Origin of the sequence: Corallococcus sp. AB049A (genome assembly GCF_003668885.1) — a bacterium.
GTDB classification, from domain to species: domain Bacteria; phylum Myxococcota; class Myxococcia; order Myxococcales; family Myxococcaceae; genus Corallococcus; species Corallococcus interemptor.
Genome location: NZ_RAWL01000037.1, coordinates 1 through 26,158 on the forward strand (window position 1 = coordinate 1; position 26,158 = coordinate 26,158).

General features: G+C 66.1%; 18 protein-coding genes, 1 tRNA gene and 2 pseudogenes. 11 read left to right on the forward strand and 10 right to left on the reverse strand.

Annotated elements, in window-relative coordinates:
• The 3 genes and pseudogenes from D7X55_RS06425 to D7X55_RS06435 form a co-directional block, all read left to right on the forward strand.
• Positions 1-363: pseudogene (locus D7X55_RS06425) on the forward strand (cation-transporting P-type ATPase); the annotation flags it as partial.
• On the forward strand, positions 360-605 hold the full coding sequence (locus D7X55_RS06430) for a hypothetical protein (protein ID WP_121722534.1): 246 nt from the start codon (positions 360-362) through the stop codon (positions 603-605). The pseudogene D7X55_RS06425 and the gene D7X55_RS06430, both read left to right, overlap by 4 nt.
• 10 nt (positions 606-615) lie before the next feature.
• Positions 616-1,224: an HMA2 domain-containing protein gene (locus tag D7X55_RS06435; protein ID WP_121722535.1), complete on the forward strand. Its 609-nt coding sequence runs from the start codon at positions 616-618 to the stop codon at positions 1,222-1,224.
• A gap of 225 nt (positions 1,225-1,449) precedes the next feature.
• Here D7X55_RS06435 and D7X55_RS45625 read toward each other — a convergent pair.
• Positions 1,450-2,415, reverse strand: a pseudogene (locus D7X55_RS45625) (aldehyde dehydrogenase family protein); the annotation flags it as partial.
• 42 nt (positions 2,416-2,457) lie between these two features.
• On the opposite strand from D7X55_RS45625, the gene D7X55_RS42820 reads away from it, so the two are divergent.
• Positions 2,458-3,840, forward strand: coding sequence for a hypothetical protein (locus tag D7X55_RS42820; protein WP_147470037.1), 1,383 nt, complete (start codon positions 2,458-2,460; stop codon positions 3,838-3,840).
• A gap of 865 nt (positions 3,841-4,705) precedes the next feature.
• Positions 4,706-7,078: a PKD domain-containing protein gene (locus D7X55_RS06450; protein WP_121722536.1), complete on the forward strand. Its 2,373-nt coding sequence runs from the start codon at positions 4,706-4,708 to the stop codon at positions 7,076-7,078.
• A gap of 99 nt (positions 7,079-7,177) precedes the next feature.
• Here D7X55_RS06450 and D7X55_RS44545 read toward each other — a convergent pair whose 3' ends face one another.
• Complete coding sequence (locus D7X55_RS44545) at positions 7,178-8,128, reverse strand: DUF488 family protein (RefSeq protein ID WP_233609640.1); 951 nt, start codon at positions 8,126-8,128, stop codon at positions 7,178-7,180.
• Positions 8,129-8,254: 126 nt separating this feature from the next.
• Between D7X55_RS44545 and D7X55_RS06460 the strand changes: the two genes are divergently transcribed.
• On the forward strand, positions 8,255-9,196 hold the full coding sequence (locus D7X55_RS06460; protein WP_121722538.1) for a sigma-70 family RNA polymerase sigma factor: 942 nt from the start codon (positions 8,255-8,257) through the stop codon (positions 9,194-9,196).
• Between the two features lie 10 nt (positions 9,197-9,206).
• The gene (locus tag D7X55_RS06465) at positions 9,207-10,001 is read left to right on the forward strand and encodes an alpha/beta fold hydrolase (RefSeq protein WP_199746877.1); all 795 of its coding nucleotides are present in this window, start codon (positions 9,207-9,209) and stop codon (positions 9,999-10,001) included.
• Positions 10,002-10,044: 43 nt separating this feature from the next.
• Here the strand turns inward: D7X55_RS06465 and D7X55_RS06470 are convergent, their stop codons facing one another.
• A complete protein-coding gene (locus tag D7X55_RS06470) occupies positions 10,045-11,310 on the reverse strand; it encodes a DEAD/DEAH box helicase (RefSeq protein WP_121722539.1) in 1,266 nt (421 codons plus the stop codon).
• Positions 11,311-12,850: 1,540 nt separating this feature from the next.
• Between D7X55_RS06470 and D7X55_RS06480 the strand changes: the two genes are divergently transcribed.
• A complete protein-coding gene (locus tag D7X55_RS06480) occupies positions 12,851-13,465 on the forward strand; it encodes a hypothetical protein (protein WP_120551142.1) in 615 nt (204 codons plus the stop codon).
• 110 nt (positions 13,466-13,575) lie between these two features.
• A complete protein-coding gene (locus D7X55_RS06485; RefSeq protein ID WP_158626325.1) occupies positions 13,576-14,895 on the forward strand; it encodes a sigma 54-interacting transcriptional regulator in 1,320 nt (439 codons plus the stop codon).
• A 98-nt stretch (positions 14,896-14,993) separates the two neighbouring features.
• Here D7X55_RS06485 and D7X55_RS45730 read toward each other — a convergent pair whose 3' ends face one another.
• Complete coding sequence (locus D7X55_RS45730) at positions 14,994-15,506, reverse strand: putative immunity protein (RefSeq protein WP_368666501.1); 513 nt, start codon at positions 15,504-15,506, stop codon at positions 14,994-14,996.
• Between the two features lie 247 nt (positions 15,507-15,753).
• Here D7X55_RS45730 and D7X55_RS06495 point away from each other — a divergent pair, with 247 nt between their 5' ends.
• Positions 15,754-16,155, forward strand: a complete 402-nt coding sequence (locus D7X55_RS06495; RefSeq protein WP_121722541.1) for a hypothetical protein — start codon at positions 15,754-15,756, stop codon at positions 16,153-16,155.
• Positions 16,156-16,288: 133 nt separating this feature from the next.
• Here the strand turns inward: D7X55_RS06495 and D7X55_RS06500 are convergent, their stop codons facing one another.
• From D7X55_RS06500 to D7X55_RS06525, 6 genes are all read right to left on the reverse strand, one after another.
• On the reverse strand, positions 16,289-20,257 hold the full coding sequence (locus tag D7X55_RS06500; protein WP_121722542.1) for an SAV_2336 N-terminal domain-related protein: 3,969 nt from the start codon (positions 20,255-20,257) through the stop codon (positions 16,289-16,291).
• On the reverse strand, positions 20,254-21,216 hold the full coding sequence (locus D7X55_RS06505) for a MoxR family ATPase (RefSeq protein ID WP_121722543.1): 963 nt from the start codon (positions 21,214-21,216) through the stop codon (positions 20,254-20,256). The genes D7X55_RS06500 and D7X55_RS06505 overlap by 4 nt, the downstream gene beginning before the upstream one ends.
• A gap of 21 nt (positions 21,217-21,237) precedes the next feature.
• A complete protein-coding gene (locus D7X55_RS06510) occupies positions 21,238-22,671 on the reverse strand; it encodes an effector-associated domain EAD1-containing protein (protein WP_121722544.1) in 1,434 nt (477 codons plus the stop codon).
• Entirely contained in the window at positions 22,662-23,696 is a 1,035-nt protein-coding gene (locus tag D7X55_RS06515) for an effector-associated domain EAD1-containing protein (RefSeq protein ID WP_121722545.1), read from the reverse strand. The genes D7X55_RS06510 and D7X55_RS06515 overlap by 10 nt, the downstream gene beginning before the upstream one ends.
• Positions 23,697-23,881: 185 nt before the next feature.
• Positions 23,882-23,956 (reverse strand) — tRNA-Met (locus D7X55_RS06520).
• A gap of 217 nt (positions 23,957-24,173) precedes the next feature.
• Complete coding sequence (locus tag D7X55_RS06525) at positions 24,174-24,698, reverse strand: HAD family hydrolase (protein WP_255424953.1); 525 nt, start codon at positions 24,696-24,698, stop codon at positions 24,174-24,176.
• Between the two features lie 514 nt (positions 24,699-25,212).
• Here D7X55_RS06525 and D7X55_RS06530 point away from each other — a divergent pair.
• Positions 25,213-25,932: a hypothetical protein gene (locus tag D7X55_RS06530; RefSeq protein ID WP_199746878.1), complete on the forward strand. Its 720-nt coding sequence runs from the start codon at positions 25,213-25,215 to the stop codon at positions 25,930-25,932.
• Positions 25,933-26,158: the final 226 nt, after the last annotated feature.

Sequence of the window (26,158 nt, forward strand, 5' to 3'; positions counted from 1 at the left end):
GGGCTGGGGCTGGCGCTGGGAGGCCCGCCGCTGGCGTTCGGGACGCTCACCGCGGTGCAGCTCGGCTATTCGGCCGTGTGTCGCGCGCCCACGCAGGCGCGGCGCCATGCCCCCACGGACGGCGAGTGGCGCCTCCCCGCTTTCGTCGGCGGGGCCGCGGCCCTGCACGTGGCGGCGCTCACCTTCCCGCCGCTGCGGCGGGTGTTGGGACTTCCGGCGCCCACGCCGCTGACGTTCGGCGGGCTGGCCCTGGGTTTCGTCCTGCCAGGCCTGATGGGCGCGGTGCCCGTATGGAGTGGCCACGCGGTGCGCCGGGTGCGCCGGATGACGAGCACGACTTCCTCACTGGAGACACCCCCATGAAGTTCGACCTTCCCTCCTTTCTGCTGGGCTATGGCGCGGGCGCGGGCACGGTGCTGGCGAGCAGGCACCTGCGGCCGCTCGCCGTGGAGGTCGCCTCCGCGGCCTACCGCTTCGTCGACTTGGTCATCGCGCGCGTCGCCATGAAGCAGGAGGACTTCGATGACCTGCTGGCCGAGGCGAAAGCCCGGGCCCGGGGGCGCGAGCGAACGCGACCGGCGGCCGAGGCCCAGGCCCAGGCCTGAGGGAACGCGCATGGAACGGGTCATCCACATCGTCCACACCTCGCCCGGGCGCACGCGCCTGCGGCTGCCGTGGTTGCGAAGCGACGCGAAAGAGGCCACGTCGCTGGCGGACGGGCTCCTCCAGGTGGAGGGGGTCGAGGAGGTGCAGGTGCGGCCCTACACAGGCAGCGTGCTGTGCCTCCACGACCCAGGGCAGCTGAGCCTCGAGGGGCTGTTGGAGGAGGTGCGCCGGAGCACCGGCGTGGACGTGCTGCTGCGCCCCGGTGAAGAGCCGCCCGATGGGGATGCGCTGCTGCGCTCCCTCACCAAGGGGAGCGGTGTGGCGCGCGCAGCCAGCTTGTTCTTCAAGAACGTCAACGTGGACGTGCTGCGAGCCACCGATGGGCACCTGGACCTGGGCACGCTGGCGACGCTGACCTTCGCGACAGCGGGCGCGGTGGAGGTGGCCGTGAAGGGGAAGCTGCCCCCTCCCCCGTGGTTCAGCCTGGGCTGGTGGGCCTTCCAGACCTTCATCAACATGGAGCGCGTGGCCATCCAGCACACCGCCGTCCCGGTGCGCCACAACGGCGACGGGGCCGCGGCGGCGCCCGGTCCGGACGCCGCCGGGTACTCCGAATGAGCTCAATCCGGCCAGTTGCCTTCCAGGGGATGGGGGCCGTCGGTGAAGGCGCGCACCAGGTGGGTGCCGCCCACGAAGCAGCCCGCCCATGAGCCGCCCTTGCCGCCGAAGGACTCCTCGCTGTCGCCCCGCGAGCGCAGCGCGTTGATGCCGACCTTGAAGGCATGTGTCGCGCGGGACGCCGAAGAGCAGGACGGGCGGCAGGTATGCGCCCCGCTCCTGGCTTGCGATGAAGGCGTCCTCCGCGAGCTCGCCCTGGTACAGCACCGCCGTGCCCTGCTCCCGCACCTGCGCGATGAGCGAGCGGAGCTCCTCGGCCTTGCTGGCGGAGATGAGGGGCCCGAAGTCCACGTGCGCCCCCAGCATCGGATTGCCGACGCGCAGCGCCGAGACGGCCTCGGAATACGCGCGGACGAACCGGGGGACCAGGGACTGCTCCACGACCCAGCGGGTGTAGGCGGTGCAGCGCTGCTTGCCGAAGTCGAAGCCCGCTCGAATCTGCGCGCTGAGCGCGTCCCAGTCCGAGAAGTGCGTGATGGCGTAGGCGTTCACACCCTCCATCTCCAGCGCGTAGCGCTTGTCCGTGTCACGCAGGCCCTGAGAGCATAGGCGGCATGGGAGCCCTGTAGCGGGCGAGGGCCGGGGAAGGTGGTGGGCCAGGAGGGCCTTGCGACATGCGCTGGACGGTGAAGGAGGCCCCCAAGGAGGCCTGCACGTCGCGCTCCAGGCGCACCACTGCCATGCGCGGGCGACCGGTTGCCGCGAGCTGCTCGAGAGGGTGCGACCCTCAGCCGAGAGTGACTCCCAGAGCGCCTGCCGCGGTGGCCCCAGCGCCGGAGCCAGGCGCGGCGGCTGCTCGGGCAGCTGAAGGTGACGGAGAATGCGCCGGATGACGGCGCCCTGCGTCAGGTATGCCAGCACCCGTCGCGGGCCTGCGCACCTTGGGCACGAGAAGACATCTCCTGCGAACGTGCTGCGCGGCAACCCGGCCCAGTCCAGCCTTGGAGCGCGCTGACGCCTCCCGCAACTGCCCACAGTTGCCGCCCCTGCAGATGGTGCCTCCTCCTCGCCCGACGCTGCCGCTGCGGGGAGCGCTAGCCATCCGCCTCCCGAACTGAGGCTGGGGCCGTATTGACGCTCTGCGACACCGTGCTCGACAGCCTCTGCGGTTTGGTAGGGTGAAACCCTCATCCACTACTGCCACGTGCCACCAATCAGGTCGTGAGTCACAAAATGAAAAAGCCCCAACAAAATCAGAACCCTAGCGAAAGGCCGGCAAGCGCTCACCCATTTCAAGATTCAAACAACGAGTCGCCATATGTGACAGTTGTCCGTCGGTTCATGGATAATATTAGCTCTGTGAAGTCCTGCGCGGATACCTACCTGTCAGCTTCCATTGACGCCGATAAAGCTGCGCATAAGGAGTTGTTTGCCGCAATAGCATCGTTGAAAAAGATGGTATCTGGCGAGGCTCCTCAGTTCAGTATGGGCGATGCCATTAAGTCAGTTAAAATTATTGAGCAGTTTAGAATGAATAGGTCTTTTGGGCAGGCGGGTCTTCTGGCGAGAAGTCTTTTCTTGTCGATATTTAGCTTTTTTGATGCGTTCACCGGCGACTTGCTCACGGCGCTTTATCGACAGCGTCCAGAGTTGCTGGATTCATCAAATAAAACAATGGCTCTTAAGGATATCGTGTCATACAAAAGCATTGACGATATCCGGGAGCAGGTGATTCATAAGGAGATTGAGGCGTTTCGTCGCGAAAGTTATGTTGAGCAATTTGAGATTCTCGAAAAGCGGTTTGGCATTCAGGACTTTCGAAAGCTTGCGGGATGGCAATCTTTTATCGAGTGTTCGCAGCGCCGAAACTTGCTGACTCATTGTGATGGCGTCGTCTCTGGACAATATCTTCAGATTTGCCGAAGCGAGAAGTGTCTTCCTGATCCGGCTCCAAGTGTCGGCGACCGGCTGGGACTGCCTCTCTCGTATTTTTACGCTGCTGTCGACTTTGTGTGCGAAGTTGGCTTCAACGTTGCTCATGTGCTTTGGTGTAAAGCTGTGCCGGATCAGCGAGGCGTTGCAGAGTTTGTTCTGGAGGAGCAGTTGCAAATATTGCTTAGGCAGGAGCGATGGGGTTTGGCCGAGGCTATTGGGCGATTCGGCGTTAAGCAAAAGTTCTCGTCTGATGTGATGCGACGTCTGATTCAGATTAAATATGCTCAGGCCCTCAAGTTTGCCGGCAAGGGCAAGGAGGCTGAGGCTGTGATTAAGTCTAGTGATTGGTCTTCGTGTGTGCCCGATCTGCGTATGTGTGCGTCGGTGCTCTTGGATGACTTTCCGGCTGCGGCGAAATTCATGCGCAGTTCTGGAGTGCATGGCGAGCACGTTAGGCAAATTGATTATATAGATTGGCCGTTGTTTAGGGAGTTTGTCAAAAGTGAAGATTTTCTGAGTGCGTATCGCGAGGTGTATGAGGATGATTTTGGTGAGGCCCTTAATAATCAGATTGGTCAAAGATTTGTGGGTCTCGTGGTGGACGGTAAGCAGGAGGCTCAGGAAAATGTGAAAGAGCCTGCCGATCAGCCTTCAGAGGGCCGGGCCCCGTTACGGGATTAGCGGGTTGATTGATGGCTGAGCGCAGTCGCATCGAATTGAGTTGGGCATTGCGTCAGCCACTGTCGCGAACCTCCGCCGCCGCGCCGATGTTGCGCCGCATCTTCACGACGTGCTTGTAGATGGGCCACACCATGGGAGCATAGGCGGCATGGGAGCCCTGTAGCGGGCGAGGGCCGGGGAAGGTGGTGGGCCAGGAGGGCCTTGCGACATGCGCTGGACGGTGAAGGAGGCCCCCAAGGAGGCCTGCACGTCGCGCTCCAGGCGCACCACTGCCATGCGCGGGCGACCGGTTGCCGCGAGCTGCTCGAGAGGGTGCGACCCTCAGCCGAGAGTGACTCCCAGAGCGCCTGCCGCGGTGGCCCCAGCGCCGGAGCCAGGCGCGGCGGCTGCTCGGGCAGCTGAAGGTGACGGAGAATGCGCCGGATGACGGTGCCCTGCGTCAGGTATGCCAGCACCCGTCGCGGGCCTCCGCACCTTGGGCACGAGAAGACATCGACTGCGAACGTCCTGCGCAGCAACCCGGCCCAGTCCAGCCTCGGAGCGCGCTGACGCCTCCCGCAGCTGCCCACAGTTGCCGCCCCTGCAGAGGGTGCCTCCTCCTCGCCCGACGCTGCCGCTGCGGGGAGCTGAAGCTGGATTACAAACGAGACACGGAAGGGGCCTCGGTGTCTCGCGCCTCTTGCCAAAGCCGGAGGGACGGGACACGCGCGGTCAGCGTCACGAGGTGGGAGAGATGCGACTCAGGGGCGAGAGCATGTGTGTTTCAGCTACGGTGCCGGCCCCTTTCCCGCCACGCCTTGTGCCCGAGCGGGCGCGTCGCTGCCTCGGGGAGGGCTGACGCAGTCGCTCGCACAAGGAGCATCCATTGCAACGAGAGAGAAGAAGCTGGCTGCTGTGCCTTGCCATTGGCGTGTGGGTTGCGCTGGCCGGGTGCAGCGCGGAAGTGCAGACGGGAAGCACGCAGGCGGTGGTGACGCTGCCGCAGACGCTGAGTGCCAGCGACGTAGCTCGGGTAGAGCTGACGGTGACTGGCGCGGGCATGGCCACGCGCACCGACTTGCTGGTGAAGACGGGTGGGCAGTGGGGCGGCATCCTGGGCAACCTGCCGGCGGGAGGAGGACGTACTTTCAGGGCGCAGGCCTTCGACGCCACCAACACCGTGCGTTACGCGGGGCAGGCGACGGACGTCACCATCACTGCCGGGCAGACGACAGCGGTGACGCTGTTGCTGCAAGAGGTGAATGCACCTCCTGCGTTCGAGAACGCAGCGCCAGTGATTACCTCGCTGGTGGCGAGCCCCGCGACGGTGGCGCCTGGCGGAATGGTGGCGCTGCAAGCGACAGCCCAGGACCCAGACTCGGGGGACACGCTGACGTACGCCTGGACGGCGCAGGCCGGCAGCTTCAGCTCGGCCTCCAACCTCAACACGGCATGGACGGCGCCCGCCCAGCCGGGGCCGGTGGTGCTGACGTTGACGGTGACGGACTCGAAGGGCGCCACGGCGGCCCTCAGCGTGACGATAACGGTGGGCACCGGAGTCGGCAGTGCGGCCGTCAACGTGTCGGTGAACACGTGGCCGCAGGTGGCCCGTGTCACCGCGACGCCTTCCTTCATGGCGGTGGGAGAGACCACCACGGTGGTGGCGAACGCCAGCGACAATGACGGAGACAGCCTCACCTACGCGTGGACGGCGGGCTGCCGGGGCACGTGGGCGAATGCCACCTCGGCCAACGCGAGCTTCACGCCCATGGAGCAGCCACCCGCAGGCGGCCTGTGCGCCAGCTGCCCCCTCACGGTGACGGTGACGGACGGGCGGGGCGGACAGACGACGGGGACGCTGGCCGTGTGCGTGGGGCCGAAGACCTCGCCGCGTTTCCCGCCGGAGGTCGTGGAGTCCTTCCAGTCTCTTGGCAACGTGCCGGCGCCGGGTGACACCGTCACATTCCGGGTGAAGGCGAAGGACGCGCAGGACAGCGCGCTCTCCTTCGCGTGGGCCGCGAACGTCGGCACCCTGGGCATGGCCACCCACAGCGCGACGACGAGCGAGGTGGTCTGGACGGCGCCTTCCTGTGTGCCCTCGGACACGCCCCCCAGGGTGACGGTCACGGTGACCAATGCGCTGGGCTTGTCCGCCAGTACATCCTTTGCGCTGACGGGGGGGACCGCCTGCATTCCCTCTCCAGGGCTCAGCATCTCGGTTGGCTTTGAGCACACCGTGGCCTTGAAGGCGGACGGCACCGTCTGGTCCTGGGGCGTCAACGCCAATGGACGGCTCGGAGAAGGGACGGACATTTCTCACCGCACGACGCCGGTGCGGGTCCAGGGGCTGACGGGCGTCGCGGCCATTGCCGCGGGTGACGAACATACGCTGGCCTTGAAGGCGGATGGCACCGTCTGGGCCTGGAGCAGGAACGACACAGGTCAGCTTGGAGACGGGACGCTCACCTTGCGCAGGACGCCGGTGCGGGTCCAGGGGCTGACGGGCGTCGAGACCGTTGTCGCTGGCGGCTACCACTCCCTGGCGTTGAAGGCGGACGGCACCCTCTGGGCCTGGGGCTGGAACAGTAACGGCAACCTTGGAGATGGGACGACCATCGATCGCACCATCCCGGTGCGCGTCCAGGGGCTGACGGGAGTCGCGACCCTTATCGCTGGCAACACCCACACGTTGGCCTTGAAGGCGGATGGCACCGTCTGGGCGTGGGGTGATAACAACGTGGGGCAGCTCGGAGACCCGACGGCGGTCCCGCGCAAGACGCCGGTGCAGGTCCAGGGGCTGACGGGAGTCGCGGCCATCGCCGCTGGCACTTTCCACTCCCTGGCGTTGAAGGCGGATGGCACCCTCTGGGCCTGGGGTTTGAACACCCACGGCGCCCTTGGAGACGGGACGACCTCCGTCCGCTACACACCGGTGCAGGTCCAGGGGCTGACGGGAGTCGTGGCCATTGCCGCAGGGTACGAACATACGCTGGCCTTGAAGGCGGATGGCACCGTCTGGGCCTGGGGCGGTAACACGCGTGGCCAACTCGGAGACGGGACGCTCACCCAGCACACGACGCCGGTGCAGGTGCAGGGGCTGACCGGAGTCCAGACCCTTTCCGCTGGCGGCTTCCTCTCCATGGCCTTGAAGGCGGACGGCACTCTCTGGGCCTGGGGCTGGAACAGATACGGCAGCGTTGGAGATGGGACTACCATTGATCGCACCACCCCGGTGCAAGTGCAGGGCTTGGGGAACTGACTCGTTCCCTGTCGGCCCGAGCAAGGCCAGGCTCCTGCCGCGCACCTCAAAGGTTCGTGGCGGGAGCGTATCCGCCGACGCGCTGGCAATCCGTCTTCCTTACGTCGCCGGGTACAGCACCTGTCGCCCCCGCACCTGCGCGAAGGCGGTGAGCCGGTGCGGCTCCACGCGGGTGGGGCTCGTGATGTGCGTCACCCGGACGCCCCGCGCCCAGAGCGCATCCGCCACCAGCGAGCGATGGCAGCGCCAGCGCAGCGCCTCCGCGCACCTCACGGCCACCGGGCCCCGCAGCGCCACCTCGCGCAGCGTCTCCAGCCCCTGCGCGAAGTCCTCCGTCAGCATGTAGTCCGCGTAGCCGCGAAAGCTCAGGTTGCGCCAGGCCGCATTGGGTGAGTCCTTGCGCGCTCGCCGCAGCCCGCCGAGCGCTGCCAGGTGCAGGTGATCGACTCCCACCTGCGCCAGCGTCTTTCCCAGCGCGTCCACGTTGAACTGCGGGTTCGTGCGGGAGCGCGGCACCGTGCGGATGTCCACCAGCGTCCGCACGCCGTTCGCCCACAGCATCTCCACCAGCTCCTCGGAGCATAGGCGGCATGGGAGCCCTGTTGCGGGCGAGGGCCGGGGTAGGTGGTGGGCCAGGAGGGCCTTGCGACATGCCCTGGACGGTGAAGGAGGCCCCCAAGGAGGCCTGCACGTCGCGCTCCAGGGGCACCACTGCCTTGCGCGGGCGACCGGTTGCCGCGAGCTGCTCGAGAGGGTGCGACCCTCAGCCGAGAGTGACTCCCAGAGCGCCTGCTGCGGTGGCCCCAGCGCCGGAGCCAGGCGCGGCGGCTGCTCGGGCAGCTGAAGGTGACGGAGAATGCAGAAGTTGGTGAGCAGGATCTTGAGCAATGACACACACCGGCCATCCGGCGTGTAGCTGTGACAGATGCCCATGCCCTCGACGCTGCCGAGCCCTTCCTTGCCCGCCTTGCGTTTGCCGCCGCTGCTCGAACACGAGGCGTCGTACTTGGCGGCATCGGCGAGGATCTCCAGCTTCTTGCGCACGTCCATGGAGACAACCCCAGTCACCGCCTCTGACGTGCGACGTAGGGAGAGAAGTGGGCAACCAGGGAAGCAAGGGCCCTCTTTCTCCGCCTGCTGACGTATCCTTTTTCGCCCGTCGCGTGTCTCCCCGACATGAGCACTGAGTCACAAGATCCGCTGGGCGACGCCGTCAAGGCGTCCTGGCGCCGTTTCCTGGATACCTACGAGCCACTCCGCCCGGACCTCTACCGCTACTGTCGGCAGCTGACCCGCAGCCCCTGGGATGCCGAGGACATGGCCCAGGAGACGATGGCCCGGGCGTTCGCGAGCCTCGGCATCATGGCGGAGCCGCCGCGCAGTCCGCGGGCGTGGCTCTTTCGGGTCGCGAGCAACCTGTGGCTCAACCGGATGCGGCAGGCGCGAGAGGTCCCGGCCCCCGACGGTATGGAGGTCCCGGAGCCGGCGACGCGCGCCGAGCCTCGCGCGACGCGTGAGGCCGCGGGAACGCTGCTCTCACAGCTATCGCCGCAGGAGCGAGCCGCGGTCGTGCTCAAGGATGCGTTCGGGATGTCACTCGAGGAGACCGCCGAGGCGCTCTCCACCACGACCGGAGCCATCAAGGCCGCCCTACACAGGGGGCGGGCGAAGCTGGTGACGCAGGAACCGGCCGAGCCGGCACCGGTGGCTCCCGCCGTCCTCGACGCTTTCTGCGACGCCTTCAACGCGCGGGACCTGGATCGTCTCACGGCGCTCCTGCTCGATACGGCGACCCTGGAGTATCCAGGCTTCAAGCTCGAGTACGGGGCCCGGGCGGTCAGGGACGGCTCGTTCCTGGGAACGCTCTTCGGCTGTCCCGAGGGCGGCTACGTGCTCGTGGATCCGCCTCGCTGCGAGCTCCGCGCGCACCGTGGCGAGTCGCTCTTCCTCTGGTGGTCGGGAGAGGAAGTGCATGCCGTCGTGCGGGTGGAGCTGGACGGCGACCGCATCGCGCGGCTGCGCAACTACTACCACGCGCCCGAGGTCCTGACCGAGGTCTGTCGCGAGCTCGACGTCCCGTTCCGCACGCACGGCTACCACCCTGCTGCCTCGCCCTGAAGGAGCTGCCATGAAGATCCACACCGTCAAGTCCGCCGATGGGACGTCCATTGCGTTCGAGACCACCGGCAACGGTCCACCGCTCATCCTGGTGGGCGGAGCGTTCTGCGACCGCACGGCGCCGGCCTCGGGAACACCGCTGGCGGACCTGCTGGCCCAGCGCTTCACCGTGTTCAGCTACGACCGGCGCGGTCGCGGGGACAGCGGGGACACTCCGCCTCATGCGCTCGAAAGGGAAGTGGAGGACCTCGCGGCGCTCATCACCGCCGCAGGCGGATCCGCCGCCGTGTTCGGAAACTCTTCGGGTGGCCTCCTGGCCCTCGATGCCGCGGCGCGAGGACTCTCCATCCCGAAGCTGGTCGTCTATGAGCCTCCCGTCATCCTCGACGTGGAGCGGGCGAGGGCGTTTGAAGGCCTCGCGAAGCAGCTCGACGAGGCCGCCGCGGGGAATCGGCGTTCAGAGGCCGTCGAGCTGTACTTCACGAAGGTGATGCAGATGCCCGCGCCAGCCGTCGCGCAGCTGCGCAAGGCGCCCATGTGGGCGGGCCTCGAGCACCTCGCTCACACACTGAGCTACGACCTCCTCATCACCGCCCGCGGCCCCTTGCTGCTCGAGCAGATGCCTGCCGTCCGCGCGGCGACGCTCGTCATGGAGGGAGGTGCGAGCCCGGGCTGGATGCGCGAGGCGATCCAGACCCTTGCACGGGCCATTCCCGGCGCACGTCACCGGACGCTGGAGGGACAGACGCATGCCGTCGCCCCCAAGGCGCTCGCCCGGGCACTGGAGGAGTTCCTGGGCGAATGACCTCAGGCGCCGGAGCTCCTCGCGCCTTGAGGCAGGGGGCTCCCTATGGCTTGCGCTTCGGGGGATGGCCAGCGGCGGCGGCTTCGCGCAGCTTGTCCTTCTTGCTCTTGCGCCGGCCCTTCACGCCGCCGTTCACATCCAGCGGCGGTGCGGCGGGCGCGGCCGTCTCCGTCGGTTCGAAGCCCGCCACCTGCTCTCGCGCGACGGCGAAGTGGTTCCGCTTCTCGATGAGACGGAAGTGGGCTTCGGTGTCCGCGCTGACGAAGCTGATGGCCACGCCCTGCTCGCCCGCGCGCCCCGTGCGGCCAATGCGGTGCACGTAGTCCACGGTCGAGCGGGGCAGGTCGTAGTTCACGACCGCGGGCAGTCCCGCGATGTCCAGGCCGCGTGCGGCGACGTCGGTGGCGACGAGGACGCGCACGCGCTTCGCCTTGAAGTCCGCGAGCGCCTGTGTGCGGGCCCCCTGGCTGAGCTCTCCGTGCAGCGACGTCGCGGGGATGCCGGCGCGGCTGAGCTTCAGCGCGACATGGTCCGCCGCGTAGCGGCTGGCGACGAACGTCAGGACATGGGACCACGCGTGGGTCTCCAGCAGCTGCCGCAGGAGCATCGTGCGCCGGGGTGCATCCACCCTGATGGCCCGCTGGACGATGAGGTCCGCGGAGGGCAGCTCGCCCTCGTCGACGTCGATGCGCGTGGGCTCTTGCAACAGCCGCTCCGCGAGCGTGCGCACGGAGGGTGGGAACGTGGCGGAGAACAGCAGGTTCTGGCGGCGCGCGGGCAGGAGCGCGAGCAGGCGGTTGAGCTCGTCGGCGAAGCCCAGGGAGAACAGCCGGTCGGCCTCGTCGAGCACCAGCGTCTCCACCTGCCCCAGCCGGAGCGCGTTCTGCTCCACGAGGTCCAGCGCGCGACCCGGCGTGGCCACGACGATGTCCGCTCCGCCCCGGAGCGCCAGCATCTGCGGGTTCGCGGAGACGCCGCCGACCGCGAGGCAGGTCTTCAGCGGCTTCTTCAGGTACCGGCCGTACTGTTGGACGGCTTCGACGATCTGCGCCGCGAGCTCTCGTGTGGGGACCAGGATGAAGGCCCGCACCGGCCGGACCGAACCGCCGGGGCGCGCCCGCAGAGCCTCCAGGAGGGGCAGCAGGAACGCGGCGGTCTTCCCCGAGCCGGTCTTCGCCGAGGCCTGGACATCGCCGCCGCGCAGCACCACGGGAATGGCCGCGCGCTGTACCGGTGTGGGTTCGTCATATCCGAGTTCGGCCACGGCACGGGTGAGCGCGTCCGACAGGCCGAGCGAAGCGAAGGTCATGGGGAGGGGAGCCCTGGGGTGGCACGAAGCGCCGTCATCCTATCCTGCTCCGAGGCTCGACGCGGGAACGAGCGCTCACGCGCATGAGAAGCGGCGGCACCGCAACCCCTTACGAACCGGGCACCTCACCCCAAGGCCACCAGGATCGGAATCAGGCCGCTTCCTTGGCTCCACGGTCGGAGCGCCTTTCCGACAATGGCACCGAAAGCGCGACGCGGGTCGGAGGCTTTCATCGCATGTCCGAGAGTCGGTGAACTCGTGAGCAGGTCGCCGAAGGAGATCGGCCCATACTGCCCGTCCACCTTACAGAACACCTTGCCCGCCAACGATACCGACAGCCGTCCGTCCGAAGACTGCTGCCTGTCCAGAATCCTGGGTCGAATCCAGGAGGGCCCAACCTCTTTCCTCAGTGCTCTCGCGCCCCTGTGGGCCGGTCCCACGCTGCTCTCCACCGGAGGCGTGGCGACCAGCACCACCGGGGCATCACAGCTCGCCTCGGTGCCCGTGGCCTCATTGGATATCTTGCATCGATTGCATGTCTTGCGCATCGAGGTTCCGGCTCGTCCTACCAACGAATGAAAGGGGCTCAATGCACGCAAGCGTGGCGCCATTCGCGGCGAGCCATTCTCCGCAACCTTAGCGGAGCCTTTCGATCCGTCCATCCTCCTGGATCCGGTAGAGGCGCCTTCCGAAAGCGCACCGAGCATCGGACTCACCGTCCCTTCCCGCAAGCAGCAGCCTGCCGAGCGAGTCGTGCCCGTACGCATACATGTCTCCCGGAAACCCGATGAAGGGTTCGAGGCGCCAGCGCCCTCGACCCTCATGCACCAGCCGGCTGAACCCCCAAGTGCCGAAATCGCCAGAGAGCAAGAGCAACTGGCCGCTGGCTCGCACCAGGCGGCGCGGACGAGGACTCACCACATCCACAGAGAAGGTTCTTCGGCCCGACTCGAAAACAGCGAAGTCACCTCCCCATTCGCCACGGTCCACACCGCGCATACAGGTGTTGCCGTCAGCCATGGCGAAGGAGGCAGCCCCCAGGCCGGGCACACTGCGACAGGCCCCGGCTGATGCGGCCACCACCCCGTGACCATCGCCGTCCGTGGACGCGAGCGGGAAGACCCCCTCCTTGAGGTGCGCCCTCATCCAATCGTCGCTCTCCCGTAGCACGGCGCAGTCCGGCGTTTGGACCCAAACGCGCTCTCCGGTGGCCTGCCATGGGTGGGCTCTCTCCCCGCCGCCAGGAGAGGAGGCACATGCGCCAAGGAGCGCGGCGAGCGTCGTCGTCAAGAGCGCACTCGCCTTGCTGCCCAGGAGCTTGGTGGAACTCATGGAGCGCCTCGCTGGGTTGCATGCGGCTTCCTCGTCCATGCGCCTCCGCCCCGGATGCCTCCGGCGGGGTGGATGGTGCAGGATTCGACGGATTGTATACCCTCTGTGGCGCCTCCTCAATCTCCACGGAGGCGCCGGGGTCTGCACGGGAGCGCTTGTCTTTGAGCCGATCGCCTGGCGGGGTAATGACAGGCATCGCCCCGGCGCCGTGGACCTTGCCTTGATGACAAACTCTTTTGAAGTACGCCCCCTGACCCGCGCGGAAGAACTCGACGCCTACCGGAGGCTGCTCTTCGAGGTCTACATCGAAGAAGCCGGCTGGAACTTCAACCCGGACAATCCCTCCGGAATCCGGATCTCCGATCGCAAGTTGCTGGATGACCGGGATGACATCGCCACCTGCTTCGGGGTCTTCAGGCAGGACGTATTGGTGGGGGGAGGCCGCATCTGCGGAAGGTTTCAGGGTCGCTTCGAGGTCCATGGCTACCAACCCGAGCGGGACCTGGGCTTCCTTGACGTTCCCAACCTGTTCGAAGCAGGCCGGGCCGCCCTGCGACCCGAAATCAGGGGCAGCGACGCCTTCCCACTGCTGGTCTTGCACATCTTTGAATACTGCAAGAGCAACCGCTTGTTTGTATTCACGACCCCAAGCGTGCGATCCGTGATGCGCTTCTATCACTCGATTGGGATGCCAGCGGTCGAGGGGTGCAGGTTCAGGTTCGAGCCCGAGGATCCAGCGGAGGCGCAGCTGTTCCTGGTGGACTCAGAGGACGTTCTGGACACCGTGATCCAGAAGCTGCGTCAACTCCTCCGTGGCGTTTGAGGAATGGGCCATCTCCAACCTCCCCGGAGGACCCAGCGGGCGGACAGGGCGGCGTGTGCCCTGCTGGTACACTCCCAGGGATGACGGACCGAGCTGGGAGCGAGCGCGACTTGTACCTCGACGTGCTTTCCATCCTGGAGGCCGCTGACACCACCGAACCCTGGAGACGGGTCCTCGCCGGCCTGGTGTCGCAAACCGGCGCCGAGAGTGCCTACGTCGAGCTGCACCCGGAGTCCTCGGCGGGCGAGCGCGTGTGGACGTTGTTCCATGGGGGCTCTCCGGGTGACAGGGAGTGCATCCGTGCAGCGCAGGACGTTCCGTGGGTGGTGCTCTGCGTCCCGCTGGCCGGAGGGGCGGCGGGAGCCCTCTACCTGGAGGGCCGTCCGGCTGGCGGAGCCTTCCCGCCCGAGGCCGTGCAAACCGTGGAGAACGTCGCGCGCTTCCTCAACACGACCTTGCGGGGACGCACGCTGGCAGGTCCGGAGAACACCGAGGACCCGACCCTGCCGTTCCGGCGGCGGCTCCGCGTGGACGCCTTCGCAGGGCACAGCCATGCCCTCGCGCGGGTCTTCGAACAGGTGGAGCTCGCCGCGGCGCGGGACGACACCGTGCTCATCCGGGGACCGCTGGCCACCGGCAAGACGGAACTGGCGCGGGTCATCCATGAGCACAGCGCGCGCAGGGAAGGCCCCTTCGTGGAGGTCGACTTCCTCGTCATCCCCGGTGAGTTCATCGATGAGGTGCTCTTCGCCTCAAGTCCCCGACCTCTCTCCAGAGCGCACGAGAAGGGAAAGGCGGCGGAAGCAGAAGGGGGCACGCTGTTCCTGGACGACATCGCCGAGGTGCCCCTCTACGCGCAGGGCATCCTGCTACGGCTGCTTGAGCCCCGGGGTGCGAAGCCGAACAGGCGGGTGATTGCCGCCACCGATGCGAACCTGGAGGAATTGGTCGCGGAGGGGCAGTTCCGGAAGGACCTCTTCGACCGCCTGAGTGGCTTCACCCTCCACCTGCCGAGCCTCGCCGAGCGGCGCGAGGACATCCGCGACCTGGTGGACTCGCTGTTGGGAGCGCTGGCGGAGAAGCGGGCTCTCCCGCAGCTTCGTCCCTCGCGCGGGCTCTACGAGTTCTGTGAGGCCTCGGACTGGCCTGGCAATGTGCGGCAGCTGCGAAGCGAGCTGGAGGCGGCACTCCTCCGTGCCTCCAGGGAAGGAACCGCCTTCATCGAACCGAGGCACCTGGCGGATGGGCCCCGCGTGCGCGAGGTGAGCCGAACGTCATTCTACGAGGAGACGCGGCGGTTCCAGCGAGACCTGCTCCGCCGTGAGCTGGATGCGAGTGATTGGAACGTGAGCGAGGTGGCACGCAGACTCGACCTCACCCGCTCGAATCTCTACAACCTCATCCAGGCTTTGGAGCTGGCCCGGCCATAGCCGTCTGCTCGGCGAGGGACGGCGCCATCGGACTGCAAGTCGAGATCCTCCGGGCAAGCTCGTGCTCATCGCGCTCCCCCTGGGGCGACGAACCTTTGTCACCCGGTGAAGACACCCCAGCAGATGTCGTTGCGCGTCCGCTGATCATCAAGGACCAGCTCACGGAGGGCCGTGGGGATCCGCTTCCGCTGCCATCCGAGCTCCTTCAGCCGTGCTCCTTCCGCGTCATCCTCGGAGGCTGAAGCGGCGGCCCGGAGGGCGTACGCCGCCGCGCCCAGGTAGTGCGCGGCGACGTGGGCGACAGCCACCGCCTGGCCTGCCGTGAGCGCGGCGAACCTGGCCGGGTCCGGCAACCCACGACCCGCGGCGTTGGCCACGAACGCGGTTTTGTGAGCGTCACGCATCGGCACCTCGCCTCTTATCCACGTCCGTCCCACGGCGATGGCGTCACGGGGGCGCGTGTCCCCAGGGGACGCCTTCTCGAAGAGGGGCAGGACGTGCTCCGCGCAGACGGCGGCCCACTCCGCGAGCAGGTGGGAGCATAGGCGGCATGGGAGCCCTGTTGCGGGCGAGGGCCGGGTAGGTGGTGGGCCAGGAGGGCCTTGCGGCATGCCCTGGACGGTGAAGGAGGCCGCCAAGGAGGCCTGCACGTCGCGCTCCAGGCGCACCACTGCCTTGCGCGGGCGACCGGTCGCCGCGAGCTGCTCGAGAGGGTGCGACCCTCAGCCGAGAGTGACTCCCAGAGCGCCTGCTGCGGTGGCTCCAGCGCCGGAGCCAGGCGCGGCGGCTGCTCGGCAGCTGAAGGTGACGGAACGTGGTGGACGGAGGGGGCACATCCGAAGTCCAATCCCTGCCCTCATGACCCCAGACGAAGTGCAGAGAACCCTGGCCGACGCGGAGCTGGTGCCGTGCGCGGAGGTGTCACTCGCGGATGCGCGGAGGATGGTGGAGGGCTTCCTGGACGCGGACGTCCCCGCTCTCGTCCACCGTGAGGCGTGTGGCAAGGTCGGCTGCTCTCCGAAGTTCCAGGTGCTGGTGCGGCCCGAGGATGGGCCCCGGGTGGTCGCCCTGCTCCAGCAGGGATGGCTGGAGTCGGTGCGCCGCGAGGGGCTGGTGCCAGAGGGGGCGGCTCCCCGCCTTGTGTCCACCGCCCCGGCAGAAGCCACCGAGGAAGAGGGAGAGCCTCCCTGCCCGGCCTGTGGAACGGCCGCCCCTCTGGTGGCGGGCGCCTGCAGCGACTGCGGCCTTCAACTCGAGTAGAGGCTCCAGGGGGATTCTTGGTTCGAGGAGGTGTCGGGCCCAGGCCCGGACCGTGTCATCGTGCGGAAGGATGCGCGCGGCTGCGGTTCGTGACGCCGCGCCAGGTGGGCTGTGGGAACTGCTGCCGCTCTGCCTACCCCTGTTGTCGCCAGCGCTTGATGGCCCTCTCTATTCCATGGGCGATGTCATCCAAGGCCTCGTCCTGATTGCGCCAGGACGTCACGGGGCGGCCATCAGTGGGCAGAACCAGGAGCTTGCCCAGCGGCGTATGCTCCCAATCGCAGGGGCTGAGGATGATGGGGATGACCAGGGACACTTGGGATTCCTGCTGTTCAAGGGCCTGCGTCAGTTCGACTTCAACGCACTGTTCGGAGGCTAGGAAGTGCGGACTGAGCAGGAGCAAGAGCACGTCCGCGTCCGCCATGTCGGAAAGGCGCTGTTCACTCCAGGGACTACCAAGAACATCGCTCCAGCCGTCGGAAACGCCCTCCGTCTCGAAATCGTACGAGGGACGGAGATGAAGTGACTCGACTTCCGATAGATGCTGTTCGAGGTCGTCGCGTAACTCCGAATCCTCGTCTGAGTAGGAATAGAAGACAGTCAGGGGCGTCGAATCTTGAGCTCTGAGTCTTTGGCGGAGTTCCTTGACCGGGTCGCCGCTCGGTTTGGGCGGGTGTGCAGCAGCCAGGGGGAAGAACTCGTCGTCCTGTTTCTCTTCCAAATCCATGAGTTCAAGACTTAATACATGATTGGTGAAGACACCTTCGATGATCGGGGGGGCGTCATCGCTGTGTTCCAACTCAAGGTGAACCTCTACTCTGACATGGAAACTCCGCAGTGCGGAGGTGTCCTCCACGGGAGACGGGGCCACCCAATCAATCCGCACCCCGTCGACAATGCAGGTCGCGGTGATTGATGCGGAAGACGCACTCGTTCGGCGGAGGTCTCCCATTTGCAGCCGAATCTGTCGGACGCTGCCCACGGAGGCAATGGTGCCTGCAATGCCAGCTTGGAGAGAATGGTCTTGTTTGAAATCGTGCCCCGTCAAAATGTCTGGTAGACGCTCAGTAATTCCTCTTTCGATATCGAAATACTGATTTCTAACGCGGTGAGCCAATTCTTCAAGTTCCAGCGCTTCCACGCCATCAACGGAGTCAGAGGCCTCGTCCGTGAGCCCCATGTTGAAACTATCGAACTCATCCTCAGCGCTCGAGTCGTCTTCAGCTTCAGCGCTGAGTCGCTCAAGCTCTACTAGATATCCAACCAATTGCCTCCTGCGAGATTCGTCATCATTGATCTGGAGTGCGTTGGTGTTGCGCAGATGCGAAAGCGTGCCGCGCAGTTCGTCAACTTGCTCTGACGAGAGGTGCTCCAACATCTGCCCTGTCAATTCAAGCGCTTTGTACTGTTCGAAGGGGGTCAGTGCATTGGAAAGGATTCCATGCATGACCGTGAACGAGGGGAACTGTGCCTCAGAGAGCATGAGCCCAAGAAGCACAATGCGGTCACCCGCCCCCGCGCCATCGAAAGTTTCTTCGAATCTCTTGAGCGGGATGGGAGGAAGCGCGTCCGTCTCGGTGATGACCCGGTCGACCAATTCATTCATCAAGCGGGTCCGGGCGGCTCCCGCCGGTTGCTCTGCCCGCGCTTGATCGTACTGTTGGCTGATGAGCCGGAGTTGCGAAGCCGTATCCGCGGGCAACCAGCTCCATCGGTCGAGGCGCTTCGTGCCAAAAAGGTCATGAAGGACGGCGATTGCCTCCTCCGCGACAAGGTTGGCGTCGGTCCGGTTCCGGATGGGCTTGCGAAGGATTCCCAGGGTGTCCGAGGCAGTTCGATAGATTCCGTTTTGGGATTCTTCGAAAACCTCCGACGCGACACCCCCCGTCGACCCAAGAGGGATGACAGGCACTTGAGCGGCCCGGGCGCGTTGGTAGACCTTGAAGGTTCCCAGCTTCCCGCCAATGAGAACGGCTGCGTCCGCGTGTCGGACCTCTTCATTGATGTCCGGGACTCCCTTCGGAACCCGAACGATCGTGCCCTCTGCAATTTCCGGCCGGGACGAAGCGGTGATGACCTGGACCAGGGAGTTGGAGTGGCGGAGGCCCGCCGCCCGGAGCCGCGCGAGATAAGCGTGTCCGACTCGGGAATCCACTCCCTTCTGCCCTCCCGTCACCAGGCCATGACCGGAGCGGGCGAGGAGGTCGCCCAACATATCGCTGGTCCAGGCTTCCTCCGAGGAGAGCTTGTTCTTCGAGGTTCCGGCCACGAGCACCCGTTTGCCGGTCAAGGCCCAATCGAGCCTGAACGACACCGGCTCCGTGCCCACCGTCAGTTCATGGTTCCGGTGAAGCTGTGGCAATTCCAGACGGTAATCACCGTAGGGCAGCTCCAATGACCAGGGCGCATTCGTGATGTGCGCCACCGCGGTGACCTGGGCGTGTCTGCCCAGGATGTTGGCTTCCAGCCCGTGATACGCGGGATGGAAGGTGAGATGGACCCGGCCCCATCCTGGGGCCACCTGCTTCGGTTCAAGCCGCTGCGCGAGCTGCGCATAGGCGCCCCCCATGCGTTGGAGCACGCTCCGCGCAAGCGTCGCGAAGCGGCGGTTCTGCATGACGAAGGCGGTCGCATCCTTCGTGGGGTCGAGGAGGAGCGCGGCGAAGTCACGGGACTGGTCCATCCTCTTCGCGATGTATTCGGAAACCTGCAACAGCACCGCCCGGGCGCTGCCCACCGGAACCGCGTCGAGGAGCAGCTCGCGCACGCCGGGCTTGAAGTCATACTCCCGTGCATCCGGATCCCCCTGCGCCTCCTGCCCTGGGAGTTCTTGAAGCAACCCCCCGAGGAACACCTCGGCCAGGTGTTCCTGCCGGGCGTCGGGGACCAGCGTCTCCCGGATGAGGCGCATCACGGGCAGGCTCACCGGCACTGCGGCGAGCAGCCCCATCATCTTCCTCGCGGGAGCGGACGCCGTCGCGTGGAAGTGCTGCACCAGCTCCCGGGCGGTCGGTGTGGCTCCCGTCTCGACTGGCCCTTCCGGTGATGGACGTGCTCCCCTGAATTCGAAGCCCAGGGGGGAGGCCGTTCCTCCCGCGAGCATGTTCGCCCACTCCCCCAGGGCCGCCGGTTCCAGGTGCACCACGGGGACGGCCTGGACGCGGGCGGATGGAGGGGGCCGTCGGGAGCGACGGCTCACCTGGAGCTGTGAATTCGGAAGCCCGCTTCGCGACGCTCGCAGGAGGACCGTGGAGCCATGGCGCAGGGCGGTCCGGTTCCAGAACTGCTCTGGGAGCAGTTGCACCACGATGGCCGGACCCGAACGCCCCCAGTCTTCCAGGAGCTTGAAGACGTCGCCTGAATGCCACCGGGGACCGACGCAATCCGAGAGGACCATCACCAACTGGCGGCCACCCGGGTCATTCAGCTCCTGGGGTTCGGTCACCTGCAGCAGGGGGCTACCCGCCTGCATTCCCGAGACAAGCCGGAGGGGGCCTTCCTTCTCGTCCGTAGACAGGGACCAGGTCCGGACGTTCCGGAATGCGCCCTGAAACCTCAAGAGTTCCTGGAACTCGGCCACGGTCTGGCGCCAGAGGTTCATGGAACTGCTTGTGTCCACCACGAGGGCCAGGTCCAGCCAGCGCATCGACCCTGGCCTCAGGATGGGAGCCCAGACGCCGGTGTCCGCGATGAACTCGACGGAAGCCACCTCATCGAGCACCTTCTGGGTTCGGGAGGGAACCCTCCGCCGCAGTGGACGCAGGGCTCGGCCCAGGGCCAGGGAGTGGGGCAGCGCGGCGCCCGTGGGAACCCGGATGGGGAGGGCAGGAACCTGCTCCCTCGAAGCGTTGCTGGACAGCAAGAGCACCGGGCTGGGAGGGGCACTGCCTAGATGTCGCGCTGGAGGCGCCAGCGGGGGAGGCGCGTCCGGCGTTTCGCCGTTCCAGTCGGTGTCCCCTTCGGATTCAGGCTCCACGGTGGGGTGGTCACCCGCGAGCGCTCCTTTGGGAAGCACGTGCGCCAGCCAGAGCGCGTCCGCCAGGTCTTCCGACGTGACGTCGAGGTTCGCGCCCCCGAACACTCGCAGGAGCCGATCGATCATGGCGTGCTTCGGAGGCTCTTGAACAGCAGGGCGGTGACTTCCGAGGCCTGGCTTCCCGGTGTCGTCAGCCGCGTCGTCAGGTACACCGCGTTGAGCAACTGGTCCGTGGCCAGCTCCTGCTGCGTCCGTGTCTCAAGGAACTTCTGGATGAGGGGGGCGGCCTGCTGGAGGACCTCCTCTCCCAGGTGCGTCTTCACGATGGACAGCAGCCGCTGTTCGTCCGGCATGCCGAGGTTCAGCTGGAGGCAGCGCCGCAGGAACGCGGGGGGAAACTCACGTTCCCCATTGCTCGTTAGGATGACCAGGGGGAAGGCCTTGCACTGGACGCGGCCATTGGGGATGTAGACAGGATTGCCGTCGTCCGACGGCTTGACCCGCACCGCCTCTCCATGGCTCCCCAGGCGGGCCAGTTCGGGAATCTCGAACTCCCCTTCCTCGAAGACATGCAGTAGGTCGTTGGGCAGGTCGATGTCGCTTTTGTCGATTTCGTCGATGAGCAACACGCGTGGCTTGTCACGGGGGAGCAATGCGGTCCCCAGCGGGCCCAGCCGCAGGAAATGGCTCAGGTCCGGCGGTGGGGACTCGCTGCCCTGCCCCTTGTGCATCTGGGCCAGCGACGCGGCCTGGAGCCGCCCCACCGCGTCGTACCGGTAGAGGCCTTCCTGGAGGATGGACCGGGTATTGATGGGCCAGACCAGCACCGAGTCGAGGTTGAGCTCCCGCGCCACGGCATGCGCGAGCGACGACTTTCCTGTTCCAGGCTTGCCGGTGATGAGGAGCGGGCGTCGCAGGTAGAGCGCCGCGTTGACGGTCTGGATCTCCTCCGCGCTCGGCAGGTAGCGCTCACCGCGTGAGGTCTTCTGGCTGTAGTCCCGCCACGGTGGAGGTGGCGGGAGGGATGCAATCCGGTCGTGGGGCGGTTGGTCCGGCCCGCCCTTGAAGATGTGCCAGTCGTTCATGTGACTGCTCGCTTTCAATATCTAGGGCGCGACGAAGGGAGTGGGATCCGGCGGACGCCGGTCGAAGTCATCCCAGAGGAGGCTGAGGTGCAGACCCAGAGGATTGTCCTCACTGGCGTTCTGGCGTGCCTGATGGACGCGGTCGGGCAAACCAGAAAGCGGCCCCTCAAGGATGGGGGTGAGGTATTGACTGGCTTCGGCCAGGGTGATGCCGTCCTTCCGGAGCCAGAGCATGGCGGGGGCTCCCGCATCAATGCTGAGATCGATCACGTCCCGTTCGCAGGAGCGGGGCACGACGACGCAGAGGACATGTCTTCGCATGAGCGTGTTGACAAGCCTGTCGCCTATGTCGCCGGGGCCAATCCAATGCACCGGAGACTGAGCGGGGGAACCCATTGGTTGCTTGAGCTGCTTCCACTTCGCGGACCACCCGGGCAGGACGTCCCGATAGTCCTCGGTGTCACCCTCGCAGTTGCGTTCGAAGGACCGGACGACGACAGGATATTGATTGCCGAGCGCGACGGACGCACTCCTTCCAACCTTGATGCGCCAGCCATCCACCGCTGTGGAGAGCAGGTCGTGCCGCAAGCAAATCTCAACCGTCATCTGATCTGATGCCTGCTCCAAGAGTGCGGTCACCTTCGGACTTTTTCGCACCTGCGTGAGGAGGTCCGGAACTTTGCTCCAGGCAAGTACGGTGGGGTCGAGGACCCGGTCGGGAACCCTGGAGACAGGTTCTTGATTCGGACCCATGGCCCAGATCCAAGCGGTGACCGTGACCGTCTCCTCCACCTCGGCCATGGCGCGCAGGCTGGACTCACACTTCACCAGCAGGTGGAGTTTGCTCAATTGACGGGCGGTAGCTTGGGGCACGGAGGACGCCATCCCCGCGCTGTTCTTCGCCACCCAGGCCGACAGCTTCTGGGCCCAGGGCTCACCAATGTCCTGGGCGACATGGGTGACGAAGACCAGGAGCGGATGGGAGTCATCCGCTTGCTTGGGCGCGCTGGAGAGCGTGTCGATGAGTTCCGAGAAGTGCTCCTGGGGCGACGGGCCGGAACGCGGCGATGGAGGGAAGGCCCAACTGGAGGGGGCGCTCTGCACGGCGAAGTTGAGCAACCTCGCCGTGGTGAAGGGAGCGTCCTGGACGAGGTTCTCCAGTTCCAGAAGCCTCTCGATGGAAAACAGCGGCAACAGCTCCTGCTCGACCGTTTGAAGTTCCTGATTGTCTGGGTTTTCGCGCCGGGCCTGCCGGAGTAGCCGGACGACCCAATTCTGGCTCATGGCGATGCGCAGGGTCTTGAAGACCATTGTCATCCGCCCGGTGGCCGGCACTTCCTGCAGGAGGTCGAAGTCGAGCCTGAACATGAGGAACTGTTCGAACGCGTCCTGATCAGGAAACGCCTTGAGGAGCGCATCCGTCAGTTGTTTCTGCTGGCCACCCGTCAGTTCCATCCGAGCAGGGCCTTCACTGCCGGAGACAAACTCTCCCGGATGGTCGCGGTGGGGATGCCCTCGTTGAAGTCCGCCTGCTGCTTCATGCGGGGATCTCCGCTGTGGTGCAGCGCGACCAGCGTTGTCAGGGCTTCGTCGAAGCAGGGGGACCCAGACGAGCCCGGTTCGGTATTCGTCTTGTAGGTGACCCGGGTCCGGTTGTCATTGATGTCCAGGAAGCCGTCGTGAGCCAGCTTTAGGGGCCCGCCCAAGGGGTGCTGGAGGATGACGATGGCCGAGCCCGCCTGGAAGTCGTAGGGCTGGGCCGGCAGCTCAAGCCATCCGCGCTTGCGCGTCCCAACGAGCTCGTCACCCGGGGCGCCATCAAGCCGCAGCAACGCGTAGTCCAACTCCTGGAGCGTCGGCAGGCCCTTCCGGGGGAAGCTCAGGTCAACGCTGCTGTGAGGGCTCTTCGCGATGCATTCGGTGACCCCATAGACCTTGCCCGGATCGAGGGCATCATTCTGATGGGGAATCAGCTTGTGATCGAAGCGTGCCTGGAACGAGGTGGCGGCCCTCTCAATCACATGATGGTTGGTGAGGACCACATTGGGGGAGACGAGGAACCCCGTCCCAACCTCTTCCCCGGGGCGCCGTTCGATGCGGCAGACCCTGCCTTCCAGTTCCTCCAACCTGTTCCGGAAGAGAGCAGGATCGACGAACCCCCTGGCCTGACTGACCAGCCGCTCCAATATCTTGCCAGGAATGCTGCGCTGCACGGAGGACTGATAGTCCAGGTAGAACCGGGCAAGCTTCGGGTTGCTGGAGTTGGCTGCGTGGGCGCCTTCGATGAGCTTCGCGGTCCAGCCGTTGGCTTCGGCCTCCAAGAGCAGCTCGAACACCCGCTTCTTGAGTGCGCCCGAGGTATACAGGTCCAGGTTTTCGTTGCACCTGAACCTCAGCATCTGCGCGAGCTTGTCGACGTCAGGAAAAGCGCTAAGGAGGGCTTGTTGCAGCCGGTACAACTCCGCTCCGCTGAGTTCCATGGACCCCTCCGTGCCGCCGCGCCAATATAGCAAGAGGAGCCGGTCACTCGCAGTAGGAAGGGCCGGTGGGTTTCTACCTCCAATCAGCGCTTTCCCCGTCTCCGACGTCAAGGTCCGCGCTACATGGGTCCTCGCGCACCTGGAAGGATTGGGCCATCCCGGCGCGAGCTGTCTTGGATGTGAAGTCGGGATGACTGGACTCGAACCAGTGACCTCGCGCGGATGAGGCGCACGCTCTCAACCCGCTGAGCTGCATCCCGTTGGGTTGGATTCCTCGAGGGAGGACCCGGACATGGCCGAGGCCGGGTCCCCCCTCGGGAGCCCGGCCTCTGTCCATGCCCGTCCCGGTGTCACCGGGTGGCGGCGTGGGTCAGGTGCCGGGTGGACAGCCGCGGAACGAGGCGATGGCCAGGTCCATGCTGTCGGGAGTGGGCTCCATGTCGGTGGGGCGCGGCTTGTCGCTCTTCGTCATGGGCATCACACTCCTTTCGCGGGGAGCAGGGACGCAGCCGACCCTCCGTCCTGGCAGAGCTGCTTCCGCCAGCTCCGCTTTTCGATGCACCGGACGTTGTCCACGTCCGCGAGCGTCTTCAGATACCGGCCCAGGTCGAGCAGCTCCGTGTCGTGCGCCTCGCCCTCGTATTCGCGGACGTAGATGGCGTTGCCGTGGTTGTGGATGCACTTGGCCGGCGTGTCATCGACAATCAGTACGCGCTCCAGCCGGTAGCCCCGCCGCTTCAGCTTGCGCAGCTTCTTGACCCAGCCGTAGTGCACCTCCGGATCGAGAAACCCGTCCCGCTGGACGCCGGCCCGGTCAAGCCCATACGTGCACCGGCTCCGCCCCCAGACGAAGTCCAGCTCGAGTTCCGGTGGGACGATCCGCTTCACGAACTCCGCCACGTACTTGTCGGCCCCCGCCGACCAGATGGCCAGCCGGAAGCGGGAGGCACACTCCCGCAGGAAGGGCTCCAGGTGCGGACGCACGTGGACGAAGTAGCCCAGGGCTTGGAAGTCCGCCTACCGGGCCAGGGGCTTCTCGCTTGCGTGGACCAGGGGCTCATCCAGGTCCAGGATCAACAAGATGCTGTCCATGGGCGCCGTCACAGGTGGGTCTCCCTCCCGGTGACGACGCCGGACGGCTTCCGGAAATGACGACGGGGAGCATAGGCGGCATGGGAGCGCTGTTGCGGGCGAGGGCCGGGGTAGGTGGTGGGCCAGGAGGGCCTTGCGACATGCCCTGGACGGTGAAGGAGGCCCCCAAGGAGGCCAGCACGTCGCGCTGCAGGGGCACCCCTGGCTTGCGCGGGCGACCGGTTGCCGCGAGCTGCTCGAGAGGGTGCGACCCTCAGCCGAGAGTGACTCCCAGAGCGCCTGCCGCGGTGGCCCCAGCGCCGGAGCCAGGCGCGGCGGCTGCTCGGGCTGCTGAAGGTGACGGAGAATGCGCCGGATGACGGCGCCCTGCGTCAGGGATGCCAGCACCCGTCGCGGGCCTCCGCACCTTGGGCACGAGAACAGCGTGGTCGACGGCGTGGCGAAGAATCAGGTGTGGGTTTCGCCGTCGCTGAATCGCAACGCGGACGGTTCCCTCTACTTCTCCTTGAAGGACGTGCTGGCCTGGGACGCCGCCGTGGACCAGCGCGCCATCCTGGGCCGGGGGAGCTGGCAGCAGATCCTGACGCCCGTGAAGCTCAACAGCGGGGCCTCCTATCCGTATGGCTTTGGCTGGACGCTCAAGGAGCGCGCGGGCAAGCCGCTGCATCAACACGCCGGCAGCTGGCAGGGCTTCGTCAGCGTCTACTCCCGTTTCCTCGGGGACGAGCTGTCCATCGTGGTGTTGATGAATTCCAACACCGCGAACCCCACGACGTTCGTGGACGGGATCGCGGCCATCGTGAACCCCGCGCTCGCGGTGCCTCCGCTGGCGCCCATTCCCGACGGGGATCCGGCGATGCCGGCGCGGTTCAAGGGGATGCTCGAACAGGTCCGGAACGGGACGCTGGATCCGGCGGGTTTCGCTTACGTCCCGAGCTGGTTCTTCCCTGAGGAAGTGCCGTACTACCAGGACCTGTTGCAGGACCTGGGGCCTGCGGGGCCGCTCGTCCTGGCGAAGCGCGAAGTGCTGGGCGATGACCGCGTCTACACGTACTTGGTGAAGTTCGGGGCCGCGACCTGGCAATACAGGGTGAGCATCATCCCGGATGGCCGCGTGAGCAGCCTCAGCCTGGCGAAGAACTGAGTCCGTCTGGCATTCTCGACGGGATGTTTCGAATAGCTTCAGCAGCCCCTGGCCGCGGCCTTTCGAACCACGTGGACAGCAGACCGTACCGCAGCAGCAGCAGAGCCTGGGCCCTCTACTGCCGCTCGTTCAACGCGTAGCGCATCACGTCAGTGTGCCTCCTCAATGTAGGGCTCCTCTCGGACGTCCTCGCCCTCTTCCTGCGCGTGGTGTTCGCCCTCAGCGG

Bases quoted from the DNA above. Each gene is read 5' to 3' on its own strand.
- D7X55_RS06430 (WP_121722534.1), top strand. From the start codon at position 360: ATGAAGTTCGACCTTCCCTCCTTTCTGCTGGGCTATGGCGCGGGCGCG.
- D7X55_RS06435 (WP_121722535.1), top strand. From the start codon at position 616: ATGGAACGGGTCATCCACATCGTCCACACCTCGCCCGGGCGCACGCGC.
- D7X55_RS42820 (WP_147470037.1), top strand. From the start codon at position 2,458: ATGAAAAAGCCCCAACAAAATCAGAACCCTAGCGAAAGGCCGGCAAGC.
- D7X55_RS44545 (WP_233609640.1), bottom strand. From the start codon at position 8,128: ATGGACGTGCGCAAGAAGCTGGAGATCCTCGCCGATGCCGCCAAGTAC.
- D7X55_RS06460 (WP_121722538.1), top strand. From the start codon at position 8,255: ATGAGCACTGAGTCACAAGATCCGCTGGGCGACGCCGTCAAGGCGTCC.
- D7X55_RS06465 (WP_199746877.1), top strand. From the start codon at position 9,207: ATGAAGATCCACACCGTCAAGTCCGCCGATGGGACGTCCATTGCGTTC.
- D7X55_RS06470 (WP_121722539.1), bottom strand. From the start codon at position 11,310: ATGACCTTCGCTTCGCTCGGCCTGTCGGACGCGCTCACCCGTGCCGTG.
- D7X55_RS45730 (WP_368666501.1), bottom strand. From the start codon at position 15,506: ATGCCGCAAGGCCCTCCTGGCCCACCACCTACCCGGCCCTCGCCCGCA.
- D7X55_RS06495 (WP_121722541.1), top strand. From the start codon at position 15,754: ATGACCCCAGACGAAGTGCAGAGAACCCTGGCCGACGCGGAGCTGGTG.
- D7X55_RS06500 (WP_121722542.1), bottom strand. From the start codon at position 20,257: ATGATCGATCGGCTCCTGCGAGTGTTCGGGGGCGCGAACCTCGACGTC.
- D7X55_RS06505 (WP_121722543.1), bottom strand. From the start codon at position 21,216: ATGAACGACTGGCACATCTTCAAGGGCGGGCCGGACCAACCGCCCCAC.
- D7X55_RS06510 (WP_121722544.1), bottom strand. From the start codon at position 22,671: ATGGAACTGACGGGTGGCCAGCAGAAACAACTGACGGATGCGCTCCTC.
- D7X55_RS06515 (WP_121722545.1), bottom strand. From the start codon at position 23,696: ATGGAACTCAGCGGAGCGGAGTTGTACCGGCTGCAACAAGCCCTCCTT.